We start from the raw sequence: 12,127 nt of genomic DNA on the forward strand, positions 1-12,127 counted from the left end.
CTCCCCCCACTCCCCCATCTCCCCACTCACCCCCATGTTCCTGACCCAAACAGTTCCCCGTCAACGAGAAATTATTGAAGTTGTCCTCCGCCACGGTTGGGATTATATGCGGAGACTACTAACAGGTGGCAAAGCTGATGAACCACAGCTACCCACCCCGGCAGTGTTAAAAAATATCCTGGTGGATTTAGGGCCTGTGTATGTCAAACTTGGTCAGTTGATGTCTACCCGTCCAGATTTACTCAGCGCGCCTTACATTGAAGAACTTTCCACACTGCAAGACGAAGTACCGCCTGTTCCTTGGGCAGAAATTGAAATTGTCATTCGCAAACAACTAAAACGTCCTTTAGAAGAAACTTTCAAACAGATTAATCCTATCCCTGTGGCGGCGGGATCAATTGCCCAAATTCATCGCGCTACATTAGCCGATGGACGAGAAGTAGCAATGAAGGTGCAACGACCGGGGATCGATATCACCGTGGCTCAAGATATTGCTTTAATTCAAGGGATTGCCGATTTGGTAGCGCGTACCGATTTCGGGCAGAATTATGAAATTAAATCGATTGCGGAAGAATTTACCAGAGCTTTAGAAGCTGAGTTAGATTTTACACGGGAAGCTAGTTATACAGACCAATTACGGCGTAATTTATCTCACAGTCGTTGGTTTGAACCCCAAAAAATAGTAGTGGCTGAAATTTACTGGCACTTAACTACAGAAAAATTAATGGTGATGGAATGGCTAGAAGGAGTGCCAATACTATCAGCCAATTTCAGCAACAATAACGGTACAGAACCAGTAGCCGAGCGTCAAGCAATCACCACCCTACTATTTCGGGCTTTCTTTCAGCAGTTATATATTGATGGCTTTTTCCATGCTGATCCCCATCCGGGTAATATCTTTTATCTCAACGATGGTCGTGTTGCCCTGATAGATTGTGGCATGGTGGGCAGACTTGATCCCCGGACTCAGCAGATATTAACAGAAATGCTGTTAGCAATTGTCGATTTAGATGCGGGAAGATGCGCCCAATTGACTTTACAACTAGCAGATTCAGCACAACCGGTAATTGTGGCGCGGTTAGAAAGTGATTACGACCGGATGCTGCGGAAGTATTATAACGTCAGCTTGACTGAGATGAATTTTAGTCAAGTATTTTATGAAATTTTGCAAGTAGCCCGGAATAATAAAATTCGCTTACCCAGTAACATGGGCTTGTACGCTAAAACCTTAGCGAATTTAGAAGGGGTAGCGCGGATATTTAACCCAGAAGTAAATTTATTTGAAGAAATCCAACCTTTAATTACAGACTTATTTCGGCGGCAATTATTAGGCGATAATCCCGTGCGATCGCTCCTCAGAACCGCCTTAGATATCAAAAGCCTCTCCTTACAATCGCCCCGACAAATCGAACTCTTATTAGACAGAGTAACATCAGAAACCTTACGCTGGAACTTATCACTACATGGTTTAGACGGTGTACGCCGCACAATGGACGATGCAGCCAACCGCCTCTCATTTAGTATATTAGTAGGTTCGCTGATTATGGGGGCAGCAATTATCACAACTAAGGCACAGACAACCCAACTGTCATTTTTAAGCAGCTTCTTATTTGCGGCGGCGAGTTTGTTGGGATTGTGGCTAATTATCAGTATCTTGCGCTCCGGGCGTTTAAAATAAAACAATTGTTTGTAGTGAGGACTTTAGTCCTCTCATCTCTACCAGAGGCAGGTTTTCGGCAGGCTAGCAAAAAAGAAAGAAACGCATTTAAATTTATTATTCAATAAAAACAGAATTAATCGTGTTTTTACACGAGTAATTAGTTTCTTCCTCTCCCCATGTTTCTTGAGATAATATGTCAATCATCATCGCCGAAAATCTCAGTAAATCCTATCCTGTAGCGGTGAAAGAACCCGGAATTAAAGGCACAATTACCCACTTTTTCCGCCGCACCTACCGCTCAATTAAAGCAGTTCAAGACGTTACTTTTGAAATTGCACCCGGTGAAGTAGTGGGGTTTCTAGGGCCAAATGGTGCTGGTAAAACTACCACACTTAAAATGCTCACAGGACTAATTTATCCTACTAGCGGTGTAGTTAGAGTAGCTGGACATATTCCCTTTAAACGCCAAGAAGCATTTTTGCAAAAAATCACCTTGGTAATGGGACAAAAACAACAATTACTCTGGGATTTACCCGCCCTAGATTCCTTAAAAATTAACGCTGCTGTCTACAACATTTCAGATAAAGAATTTCACCGCCGCGTCGGGGAATTAACAGAAATGCTGTCTTTAGAAGGGAAGCTAAATCAACCAGTGCGGAAACTGTCTTTAGGTGAACGCATGAAGGCGGAACTATTAGCAGCACTGTTACACCGTCCCCAAGTCTTGTTTTTAGATGAACCCACACTAGGGTTAGATGTTAACGCTCAAGTAGCAGTCCGCGATTTTTTGCGTGAGTACAATCAACGTTATCAAGCAACAGTTTTGTTGACTAGCCATTACATGGCAGATATTACAGCTTTATGTCAACGAGTGCTGTTAATTCACCAAGGAAAACTGATGTATGACGGTAGCTTAGATGGGTTGTTAGAACGTTTTGCCCCCTACCGAGAAATTTATGTAGAGTTAGCCCAACCTCTATCAATGGAAACACTCAAACTTTATGGTGATGTGCAACTTTTAGAAGGGCGAGCCGTGCATTTTATAGTCAAGCAAGATTTACTTACCCGCACAGTATCCCAGATTTTAGCTAATTTAGAAGTCATAGATTTAACCGTAACTGAACCACCTGTAGAAGATGTAATTGCACGAGTTTTTCAGGCAGGAGTGGTTTAATAAATTCAAAATTCTCTGATTCAAAAATAAATGAAACGAATTATTAGAAAAACTCTAACTTTACTGACAGTTTACTATGCCTACATGGTGGAGTATCGAGCCGAATTAATTTTATGGGTTTTATCTGGCTCTTTACCAATTATTTTGATGGGGGTTTGGATAAAAGCAGCGCAAGGTGGGCAGTTTGGTTTAACACCTGTAGATTTTGCCCGTTACTTTTTGACAGTTTTTATTGTCAGACAAATATCAACTGTTTGGGTAATATGGGAGTTTGAAAAGGAAGTATTAGAAGGTAAACTATCACCTAAATTATTGCAACCTTTAGATCCAGTATGGCATCATGTGGCATCCCATTTGTCTGAAAGAGTGGCTCGTATACCATTTGCAGTCTTACTTATAGTCTTGTTTTTTGTTCTCTATCCCCAGGCTATGTGGTTGCCCAGTTTGGGACAATTATTATTATTTTCTGTGGCGGTGGTGCTAGCGTTTATTTTGCGGTTTGTAATTCAGTATACCCTTGCCATATTCGCTTTTTGGACAGAAAGGGCTAACGCTTTAGAAAATTTTTGGATGTTGTTTTACTTGTTTTTGTCTGGTTTAATAGCACCATTAGAAGTCTTCCCGGAAGCTGTAAGACAGATAGTTTTATTTACACCTTTCCCCTACTTAATCAATTTCCCTGCTAGTATTTTGGTTGGCTTACCTGTGGATATAACACGAGGGTTTTTGTCCCTACTAGCTTGGATATTAATATTTTTAGGAGCAAATCGTTGGTTATGGCGTGCAGGATTGAAAAAATATTCGGGAATGGGGGCATAAAAAAGAAGATTTTTTTAACTTGTGCTTCAGATTCATTTACGATTGGTTAACTATGGTTCTAAATTGATCGACAGAACCTAAAGAATAATCTTCTAATTTAAAATCAGCAAAAGGTTTATTTGCTAATCTATCTCGTAGTGCTTCATCTAGAATTACACCTGCTGATTGATTTCTTACACCAATAATAATGACGCTACTTTGATATCTGGTAACATCTTGATTTGGTTTACAATCGCGGCGTTGAAATTGTCCAAGATTTAATAAACGATAACTTTGAACACTGGGGATATTTTTAAATAATTTTTCTGATAAATTTTGGATGTTTTGGGAACGTTCCAATGCTCTTTGTTGTGCAGTGGCTAATTTACTATCACAAGTAGCTATACCTACAGAGATAATCTCATTTGGTTCTTGCATTATTTGTTGTATGCCTGATTGTTCTAAGATTAATTTTAAAACATCTAGACTAATAATTTGATTATTATTAGTAATTTGAAAGTTACTTTCAGCAAGCCATTTGTATTCTACTGATAAAACAGCTATGTTAAATTCAGCTACCCTCCCTTGACTATCCCTGCCTTCTTGATAAGGAAAATAATCAATTTTATCTTTTCTTTGTGGTGATTGATTTGGGGATGGCAATAAACTTGTCAAGGTGGGAACACTTGACATTAAAGATAATACACTGAGTAAACCTAATGAGACTAGCAAGGCTGCAAACAACGCCATTAAAGGTATTTTGGCTGTAGGTTTGGCTGATGGTGATGGAGGAGATGGAATTTTGGGTTGGGCAAATTCTACAGTTTGTGATTTTTTGGCAAGGTGAATATTGGGATTTTCAATAATAGTGAGCCGTTGCCAAATTTCTTGAGATTTAGCGGGGCGTTGATTTAATTCTGGTGTCATTAACCAGTCAATTAAATCTAATAGTGCAGGTGGAATATGATGAACAGAACTACGCCATTGCAATAAATTATGGCGTGCATCATACATATCTAGAGGATGTTTTCCTGTTAGTAAAAAAGTGAAAGTGCGTCCTAAAGCAAAAAAATCTGATTGTGGTGTAACTTTTTCGTGCATTTGTTCTGGCGCACTGTAACCAGATGACATAGTGGGTGTGGTGCTGCGGTTTTGGTAATTTCTGGCTATTTCTTTGGCTGTACCAAAGTCAATTAAAACTAATTGTTTATCTGGTCTGAGGATGATGTTAGATGGTTTAATATTTAAGTGGAAATATTCCTGGTTATGAACTACGTCTAAAATTTCTAATAATTGTTTTAACCAATTTATAGCTTGTGTTGGGGTGAGAGGTTTTTGTTGCTTTTCTAACCATTGTTCTAAGTTCAAACCGTCGATTTTTTCTTGGACGATGCAGTGCAGAATTAAACTGTTTCTAGTTTGATGCTGAAAATACTCATCTACTTTGGGAATACCGACATGATTTAGTTTTCCCAAGATGACGGCTTCTTGGCGAAATAGTTCTACGGCTTTAGTGTTGCTGCCAAGATTTGCTTGTAGTACCTTGAGAACTTTTACTGTGTCTTTTTCTCTGACTTGATAAACTTTACTAAATCCATTTGTATCACTCAGTAAGCGCATCACCCGATAGCGTCCGATTAATTCTAATTGAGAACCACAACTTTGACAAAAGCGGTTTTTTTCATTGTGGGGATGATTAGGTTTGGGACAAACTGGATTGATACAAAGGGTCATGATATGATGTGAAACGTCAAATTGCAAAAGAGTAAAACTGAGCTTTACTCTTTTGTTGTTGTTGATTAATAATCAGATGGGTTTTAGTTAAATTCTGCTAAGAATTTTGCAACTGTCTGGTTAAATGCGGCTGGTGCTGTCAAGAAAGGCCAATGATTGCCAGGAACTTGACACAGACGCAGGTTTTTCAGATAAGTTTTATAAGGTTTAATTTGCCAATCTAGACGATTTACACCTTTTTCTGGCTGGATGAATAAGGTAGGAGTTTCTAGAGGAACAGTGAAACCAGGTACGCACATCACATCTTCAAAAATGCCATCACGGGCGGCGATAGTGAATTTACTTCCCCAGCTACCATCAGCTTTTTGTTCTAACCCTGCTTGAAAGACTTGCTGTTGTAAGCTACTCCAACCCTGATATTGATTTAATTGCTTTGCTTGTTGTTCGGCAACTTCGTAGCTGGTAAATGGCCCCATGCCTTTGAGAAACGAGAGGTAGCGGTACAATAGGGGGAAAGTCAGTCTTAAGACGCTGGGCATTTTCCAGATAAAGATGGGATCGACTAAAACCATACTCCGCAAACGTTGGGGATTTTTTCTAGCCCAGATGGCGGCTAGTTTACCTGTCCATGAATGGCTGACTATGTGAGCAGATTTCCACCCTAAAGAATCCATGAGTGCTTCTAGGTCAGCGATCGCACTTTCAAAAGTATAGTCTGTTTCTGGCTTACTACTCTCACCATGACCGCGCATATCCGGCGCAATTATATGATAATCTGCCTGTAATTCATCTGCTAAACTCGACCACACCAAAGCATGGTCAGCTAAACCATGTAGTAGCAGTAAAGGTTCTGTGCCTTGATTCCACTCCAAATAAGATAACTGGATATCAGGGGTTGATAAAGTGTGACGAATAGGCATCTTTCGTTTTCATCCATCCTGAGAGATAGCTTCGCGCTTCTTATCGTACTGCGAAAGTCTAAAGCTAGATAGCAATTCCAAATTCACGCATAGCCTACAGGAAACAAGGGACAAAATTCAAAATTCCCAAACGGATAAAATACAGACTCATCCGCGTTTATCTGCGTTTATCTGCGTTTATCTGCGTTCAATTATTTTTATTCACATCCTCGAAAAACCCCTCTCCAAACCTCTCCCCTGCAAGGAGAGAGGCTTTAAAAGCTTTATTTTTCGTCGAAAACGCAGCATATTTTAGCCCCTCTCCGTGTCGGAGAGGGGTTGGGGAGAGGTTGATCAAATTCGAGTTAAAATAAAATGAATAATGAAGAGTAAAAAGCAACCTAACCCCCTGCGTCAATCACTGGGTGTTTTCCGTTATAGCGGACGAGCGATAAACTTAGTTTGGACGACTAGCCACAGTTTGACAATGATTCTGGCTAGTTTAACCTTATTGGCTGGTTTATTACCGGCGGCGATCGCCTATATTGGTAAGTTAATAGTTGATGCTGTGGTATTGGCATCACAGACAAATACTAACAGCAACATTTACCAACCATTATTGTATGTCAGCCTAGAGGCGATCGCAGTAGCATTACTCGCTGGCAGTCAACGCGGTTTAACCATCTGTCAGTCACTTCTACGCGCCTTACTTGGTCAACGAGTTAATGTTTTAATCCTCAAAAAAGCCTTAACTCTCAACTTAACCCACTTTGAAAACTCAGAATTCTATGACAAACTAACCAACGCCCGCCGAGAAGCGTCAGTACGTCCCTTATCATTAGTTAATCGTACCTTTGGCTTAGTACAGAATGCCCTCTCCCTAATTACCTATGGGGCTTTACTGGTAAGATTTTCAGTCTGGGCTGTAGTAGTCTTAATCTTAGCAGCCATGCCAGCCTTCATTGCTGAAACTCGGTTTGCTGGCGAAGCTTTTCGGTTATTTAGTTGGCGTGCGCCAGAAACAAGACAACAACATTATATAGAAACACTCCTAGCTAGAGAAGACTATGCAACAGAAGTCAAACTCTACCAACTAGGGGAAATGCTGCTGGGACGCTATTATAACATATTTGAGCAATTATATCAAGAAGACCGAAAATTAACCATCCGCCGGGGAACTTGGGGATATATATTGAGTTTGGTGAGTACCACCGCCTTTTATATTGCCTATGGTTGGATTGTAATAGAAACAGTCATCGGCAAAATTTCGTTAGGCGACATGATCATGTATATTACCGTGTTTCGCCAAGGACAGACGACATTTGCTAACGCCCTGACATCGATAGGGGGAATGTACGAAGATAACCTATATCTTTCCAACCTGTACGAATTTCTCGAAGAAAAAGTCACCCCACCCAGAGGAAAAGTCACCAGAGGAAACAAACCCGAAGACGGTATCCGGTTTGAAAAAGTCAGTTTTACCTATCCAGGTAACACCCAACCGACATTGAGAAACATCACCCTACATTTAAAACCCGGCGAAAAACTCGCCATTGTCGGTGAAAACGGTTCAGGAAAGACGACATTAATCAAACTGCTAACAAGACTCTATACCCCAAACACAGGTAGAATACTGTTAGATGGCGTAGACTTACAAGAATGGGATGTAGACGTACTGCGCCAACGTATCGGCGTAATATTCCAGAACTTTGTGCGTTATCAGTTCACCGTCGGCGAAAACATTGGCGTAGGGGATGTCAACAACATCAACAACAACAACAGATGGCGAACAGCAGCGCAAAAAGGTAAAGCAGATAACTTCATTGAAAACCTACCCCAACAATTTCAAACCCAACTAGGGAAATGGTTCAAAAGCGGACAAGAACTATCTGGGGGACAATGGCAAAAAATAGCCCTAGCCCGTGCATTCATGAGAACACAAGCAGATATTTTAGTATTAGACGAACCCACATCAGCCATAGATGCCCAAGCCGAATATGAGATATTTAATCATTTTCGCACCCTCACCCAAAACCAAATGGTATTTCTAATCTCACACCGCTTCTCAACAGTGAGGATGGCAGACAAAATCATAGTCATCGACAACGGCGAAATAGTCGAACAAGGAACTCATCAACAACTGCTAGCAGCAGACAGACTATATGCCAGACTATTTACCATACAAGCAGCCGGCTATCAATAAACCACAACTTTGCGTACCTCCGTGTTTACCTCCGCGCCCCTCTGCGTTTTTAAACAACCTATGAAACTAATTTCCGATCCATCAATTGCCATCAAAATCCAGAAAATGAAACAAAGGGTACGATGGCAACATCCGAGTATAATAGAAAGAAGCATCGATCAAACCAGAATGGTGATAGACCAGCATGATCACCCAGACTTTTCATTTATCGTACTGGGGGATAGCGGCACAAAATCCCATTATGGATACCATCCCCAAAGACTCGTAGCAGAATTGATGCTCAAACATAAAGACGAATGCAGCTTCGTGCTACACACAGGGGATGTCATCTATGTAGTTGGTTCTCGTGAATATTACCCAGCGAACTTTATCGAACCTTACCGAGAGTTTATCGTCGGTGGAGAACAGCCCGAAAAAATCGCCTATGACAGCATGGTGTTTAACCTACCATTTTTACCAGTGCTAGGCAACCATGATTATTATGACGTACCGTTTTTCTACCGTTTAATTACAGGTAGTACCTTAAGCTTGCGGCGAATGCTGCGGTATAAAGATTTTGAGATTGGTTGGCATGGTTCTAATCAAGGAGATGCCTATGCTAGAGCCTTTATTGATTATCTCACAGGTATTGCTGCACCGCAAGAACTCAACCAACATTTAGACAAACACTACACTGGGAAAACAGACACCGGAAGATGCTTACATTACCTACCGGGAGAATTTACCCGTGTACCGAACCGATATTATAGCTTTCGTTACGGTGGGATAGATTTTTTCGCCCTAGATTCTAACACTTTTAACACACCTGCGCCGTTGCCGCACACCGCCGCCGGAGATGTGTACCGCCGGGAATTACAAAAGCGTCGCCAAGAAATAGATAGAGAAGAAGAACTAATTTTAGCTGAATGCGATAAACTCAATTCTGAAGTAGCTGCCGATGCGGAATTACTGGATGATTTCAGTGCGAAGTTAGACCAAATCAACGAAATCAAACTCGACATTGAGAAACAACTAGCATCAGACGACAGCCCGGTGATAGACTGGGAACAATTAGACTGGTTACGCAGCAGATTAATTGAATCTTGGCACTGTTCCGAAGTGCGGGGAAGAATTCTGTTTTTTCATCATCCCCCCTACGTCACGGAAGCGACGAAATGGGATCAAGCGCAAACATTAGCAGTGCGTCAGCGTTTGCGCTGGGTGTTTAATCAAGTGGCGGAAACTGTGGGGGATGGAGTGAAAGAGCGTCCCATAGTAGATATAATTTTCAACGGACACGCCCACTGTTTAGAATATCTCCGCACCTTGGATACTGGACACGCAGACTCGCACATTAATTGTATTGTATCTGGTGGTAGCGGTCGCCGTCCCCGTCGTCAGCGAGCAGAGGGGACAGTGTTAATGGAGATGTTTCAGGATAATTCTGGTAAATCTATCCGTAAAGTCGCCCATTCCCAGCTTTACGTCGGTCGTAGTGGTCATGGTTTAGAAAAGCGGCTATCATACTCCTGTGTGCGTATTGATGTCAAAAATGGCAATCCACCTAAGTTTATTGTCAGACCTTTGGTAGCGGAACGGGTAGGGGATGAGTGGTTTGAGCGTGAGTTGGATAAGATTGTGATTTAGTAAGCTGTTGATGAGCGCAGTTTTACGCTTATGAGTGATTTAGAGGCTGAAAAGCTTGTGACGCAAGGATTTTTTAGACTGACTGCGCGGAGGGGTAGGTGTACAAAATTGGGTTTGGGGAAAAATGGCTGTATTCCTTATCCCGTCAGCTTTTGCAGATTTTTTTTAAAAAAACCACCCGCGCACCTTGCCCTGTCTGGGTTTCAGCGATTTTGCCCTCTTGCCAGTCACTTTTCTCGTGCTATGATAGACCCATCCGCGAATCTGAACCTTGAAAACCTTATATACATTGGCTTTCGGGCTGCCGCAGTTGCAACATTAACTAATCCCTATTAGGGATTGAAACGATTTTGGCGAAATTGATTGTTCAACCAATGGCAATAGTTGCAACATTAACTAATCCCTATTAGGGATTGAAACTGATAGTAGCAAAGTAACTCAAAAAGACTTGTGCGGTTGCAACATTAACTAATCCCTATTAGGGATTGAAACATCAACGACAATATGAACGCCGATGGCGGCGCAGTTGCAACATTAACTAATCCCTATTAGGGATTGAAACCCAGCATACAGACTCGCTACGACTACGATGACGGTTGCAACATTAACTAATCCCTATTAGGGATTGAAACCATACTGTCTACGCTAAAATTCTTGCAAAAAGTTGCAACATTAACTAATCCCTATTAGGGATTGAAACCAGGACAGGCTTCTGTATTTGGCGGTGGTGGTGGTGGAGTTGCAACATTAACTAATCCCTATTAGGGATTGAAACTGTTGTCATCTGATAGGCGAGTTTTAATGCTCCCATAAACGACGTTGCAACATTAACTAATCCCTATTAGGGATTGAAACACATTCAGACGTGCATACATTAACCTTGGTATTGTTGCAACATTAACTAATCCCTATTAGGGATTGAAACATTTGCGATTGACAATGAAGAGAAATTAGAAAGCAGTTGCAACATTAACTAATCCCTATTAGGGATTGAAACATGATTCGTCAAACAATGATAACCCGTAGTTATCTAAGTTGCAACATTAACTAATCCCTATTAGGGATTGAAACACTTTATCGAAATGTGGGCATATCATTGTTAGCGTTGCAACATTAACTAATCCCTATTAGGGATTGAAACAGCTAACTACTACGGCTATGAAGTGAAAGACATTGTTGCAACATTAACTAATCCCTATTAGGGATTGAAACATCCCTTACTTAGTTCAACTATAAACCTCTAGAAAAGTTGCAACATTAACTAATCCCTATTAGGGATTGAAACTTTTATCGACTGATGAACCTTGTCATCCTGCAATGTTGCAACATTAACTAATCCCTATTAGGGATTGAAACCGCAAAAATAGACTTTGGCACTACATACCGCAAAGTAAGGTTGCAACATTAACTAATCCCTATTAGGGATTGAAACTAGATTCCTTTCATTATTGTGTTAAGGTTTTTTGTAGTTGCAACATTAACTAATCCCTATTAGGGATTGAAACCGGTAAACGCAACATGACAAAAGCGTTTCAAATAGCACGAGGTTGCAACATTAACTAATCCCTATTAGGGATTGAAACTTGAGAGACGTGCTAGCCATAGCCAACTGAGTAAAGTTGCAACATTAACTAATCCCTATTAGGGATTGAAACCTTGTACTGAAGCTGTACCCTTTAGTACACCTTGTCTCGTTGCAACATTAACTAATCCCTATTAGGGATTGAAACCGGAACACCACGAGAAGCATTCCCAGAACGCCGCCACAAGGTTGCAACATTAACTAATCCCTATTAGGGATTGAAACAGTACCAGATGGTTGCTTTAATTCCTGTATGCCAAGGTTGCAACATTAACTAATCCCTATTAGGGATTGAAACACTAAACTACTCTCAAGCTGGTGAAGTCAGAGAGGTTGCAACATTAACTAATCCCTATTAGGGATTGAAACTTAAGATAATTCCTGCGAACGATAAAATAGGTATTTGTTGCAACATTAACTAATCCCTATTAGGGATTGAAACCATAGTGCT

7 protein-coding genes and 1 CRISPR repeat array (1 of these 8 cut by a window edge) are annotated in these 12,127 nt (G+C 41.0%); of the genes, 5 read left to right on the plus strand and 2 right to left on the minus strand.

Annotated features, from left to right (window positions below; translation table 11 throughout):
* The first annotated feature begins 34 nt into the window (after positions 1-34).
* The 3 genes from A3775_RS02165 to A3775_RS02175 all read left to right on the plus strand — a co-directional run bounded on the left by A3775_RS02165 (position 35) and on the right by A3775_RS02175 (position 3,653).
* Positions 35-1,678, plus strand: a complete 1,644-nt coding sequence (locus A3775_RS02165) for an AarF/ABC1/UbiB kinase family protein (protein ID WP_066377577.1) — start codon at positions 35-37, stop codon at positions 1,676-1,678.
* Between the two features lie 175 nt (positions 1,679-1,853).
* Entirely contained in the window at positions 1,854-2,834 is a 981-nt protein-coding gene (locus A3775_RS02170) for an ATP-binding cassette domain-containing protein (protein ID WP_066377499.1), read from the plus strand.
* Positions 2,835-2,864: 30 nt separating this feature from the next.
* The gene (locus A3775_RS02175; protein ID WP_066377502.1) at positions 2,865-3,653 is read left to right on the plus strand and encodes an ABC-2 family transporter protein; all 789 of its coding nucleotides are present in this window, start codon (positions 2,865-2,867) and stop codon (positions 3,651-3,653) included.
* 36 nt (positions 3,654-3,689) lie between these two features.
* Here A3775_RS02175 and A3775_RS02180 read toward each other — a convergent pair whose 3' ends face one another.
* Positions 3,690-5,366 carry a serine/threonine-protein kinase gene (locus tag A3775_RS02180; protein WP_066423674.1) on the minus strand — a complete coding sequence of 559 codons (1,677 nt, stop codon included), beginning with the start codon at positions 5,364-5,366 and terminating at the stop codon, positions 3,690-3,692.
* A gap of 83 nt (positions 5,367-5,449) precedes the next feature.
* Entirely contained in the window at positions 5,450-6,286 is an 837-nt protein-coding gene (locus tag A3775_RS02185; RefSeq protein ID WP_066377507.1) for an alpha/beta fold hydrolase, read from the minus strand.
* Between the two features lie 361 nt (positions 6,287-6,647).
* Between A3775_RS02185 and A3775_RS02190 the strand changes: the two genes are divergently transcribed.
* Positions 6,648-8,468, plus strand: a complete 1,821-nt coding sequence (locus A3775_RS02190; protein ID WP_066377512.1) for an ABC transporter ATP-binding protein — start codon at positions 6,648-6,650, stop codon at positions 8,466-8,468.
* Positions 8,469-8,528: 60 nt separating this feature from the next.
* Positions 8,529-10,094 carry a metallophosphoesterase gene (locus A3775_RS02195; RefSeq protein ID WP_066423675.1) on the plus strand — a complete coding sequence of 522 codons (1,566 nt, stop codon included), beginning with the start codon at positions 8,529-8,531 and terminating at the stop codon, positions 10,092-10,094.
* Positions 10,095-10,403: 309 nt separating this feature from the next.
* Positions 10,404-12,127: direct repeats of the CRISPR family, unit length 37 nt; unit sequence GTTGCAACATTAACTAATCCCTATTAGGGATTGAAAC (it continues 3,145 nt past the right edge of the window).

This window comes from Anabaena sp. 4-3 (assembly GCF_001597745.1).
Taxonomy (GTDB): domain Bacteria; phylum Cyanobacteriota; class Cyanobacteriia; order Cyanobacteriales; family Nostocaceae; genus Trichormus.

Bases quoted from the DNA above. Each gene is read 5' to 3' on its own strand.
- A3775_RS02185 (WP_066377507.1), bottom strand. From the start codon at position 6,286: ATGCCTATTCGTCACACTTTATCAACCCCTGATATCCAGTTATCTTAT.
- A3775_RS02175 (WP_066377502.1), top strand. From the start codon at position 2,865: ATGAAACGAATTATTAGAAAAACTCTAACTTTACTGACAGTTTACTAT.
- A3775_RS02190 (WP_066377512.1), top strand. From the start codon at position 6,648: ATGAAGAGTAAAAAGCAACCTAACCCCCTGCGTCAATCACTGGGTGTT.
- A3775_RS02195 (WP_066423675.1), top strand. From the start codon at position 8,529: ATGAAACTAATTTCCGATCCATCAATTGCCATCAAAATCCAGAAAATG.
- A3775_RS02165 (WP_066377577.1), top strand. From the start codon at position 35: ATGTTCCTGACCCAAACAGTTCCCCGTCAACGAGAAATTATTGAAGTT.
- A3775_RS02180 (WP_066423674.1), bottom strand. From the start codon at position 5,366: ATGACCCTTTGTATCAATCCAGTTTGTCCCAAACCTAATCATCCCCAC.
- A3775_RS02170 (WP_066377499.1), top strand. From the start codon at position 1,854: ATGTCAATCATCATCGCCGAAAATCTCAGTAAATCCTATCCTGTAGCG.